The following is a 1,415-nucleotide window of genomic DNA, read 5'->3' on the forward strand; positions in this document are numbered from 1 at the left end:
GCGGTTTTAGAAAGAGTTGTAATTTCTCCAAAAAGATTGAAAACCATTTTAAAGCCTTCGACTTAACCTTTTTTTACATCAATAATGGTTTCATTTAATGTCAGCATACTTTTTGAAACACCACCAACAATTAATTCACCATAATTCTTTTTGTCGTGATTGATGTTTAAACGTAGTGGTTGACTAAAAAAGACATAATCTAAAATATATTGGCTTGAAAAAGTACTGATATCTGCTTGTTCTGTGTGTGCAAGTCGGGTGTTTTGAGTGTTTTTTATTTCAATAGAACGTATAGGGTATTGCTGAGTATATTCATTTAAAATTTGATTCATGGTGCTTTGGTCGTTAAAAACAACAGCTGGCTGAATACGTTCATTAATCGCATTGGATAAATTTGTTAAGCCATTTTTTGCATAGGTATGCATGGTATAGGTTGATATCACCAAAAAAATAGCAGAACAAATTGAAAATGTTAAAGCAAATATGGTTAGTTGGGAGCGAGTAAATAATTGATGTAATGTAATTGGATTATAGAGTTGTTTCATTCAGCTGACTCCGATGACTTGGCCAGTAATAAAACACGAGGGTCAATATGAACTTGGGATTGAGTCAAACTATCCATATTAATTTTGAAAGCATAACCCTGATTTTTCCGATATAAGCAAAAGGCGCTACCATTCTCACATTCAATATTATTATTACTAATGGAAAGGGCGGGAAAATTTACATGATTGTTTAAAATGCTTTGTTCATCTTTTGCAGAGAGATTGGAAAAAAATAAAATTTGGCAATGACTATTTGCAATTTCATTCACGGAAATTGGTTGGATTCTATAATTACTATGCGTGGGAGCATTTCGTTTAAAGTCTGCAATAAGTCCAGAATTGTTAATCACACACAGCTTGGGTGAATTGGTTTCCCACTTAGCATAACTTAATATGGAAAATGTCGTGTTAAAAATATTTGAAGCGGGAGTAGCGTGTGAGAGTGATATACAGAATGTAATACCAATCATCAAAGCTATTTTTTTTAAATAAGCCATGCCGAGTCGTAAATAATATTTAATGAAAATATGGTGTATATACGCTTAATTATAAAAAATATTGGGTATATCGGGTGATAATAATACAAAAGATCAGATATGTGTCCAAAAAACCGACATATGTGTAAATTAATTCAAAAAAGGTGTTGCGTTGGGTAAGAAATGCTGTAGAATGCACATCCATCGGCGGTGATGAAGATTAAAACTTCTGATAAAACAGTGACTTAGTTAAGATTGATTAAGTTAGGTTTTAGAAAGAAAGTTTAAAATAATTTGAATTACTAGTTGACACTTTAGAAATAAAGCGTAATATAGCCGACCTAGCTTGCTGGTGACGAATCAGCAAGAAGATCATTAAGAGATTATGAAGAAC

2 protein-coding genes and 1 pseudogene are annotated in these 1,415 nt (G+C 32.2%); 1 reads left to right on the forward strand and 2 read right to left on the reverse strand.

Annotated elements, in window-relative coordinates; translation table 11 throughout:
* Window positions 1–98, forward strand: a pseudogene (locus FTT84_RS17765) (IS1 family transposase); the annotation flags it as partial.
* On the opposite strand, the gene FTT84_RS17770 reads toward FTT84_RS17765, so the two are convergent.
* Window positions 63–545, reverse strand: a complete 483-nt coding sequence (locus FTT84_RS17770) for a CHASE sensor domain-containing protein (RefSeq protein ID WP_180082030.1) — start codon at window positions 543–545, stop codon at window positions 63–65. The pseudogene FTT84_RS17765 and the gene FTT84_RS17770 sit on opposite strands and share 36 nt — an antisense overlap.
* A complete protein-coding gene (locus FTT84_RS17775) occupies window positions 542–1,042 on the reverse strand; it encodes a YfiR family protein (protein WP_067767643.1) in 501 nt (166 codons plus the stop codon). Before FTT84_RS17775 ends, FTT84_RS17770 begins: the two co-directional genes overlap by 4 nt.
* Between the last annotated feature and the right edge of the window lie 373 nt (window positions 1,043–1,415).

The sequence above is a fragment of the Acinetobacter sp. YH01019 genome (assembly GCF_013420285.1).
Taxonomy (GTDB): domain Bacteria; phylum Pseudomonadota; class Gammaproteobacteria; order Pseudomonadales; family Moraxellaceae; genus Acinetobacter; species Acinetobacter gandensis.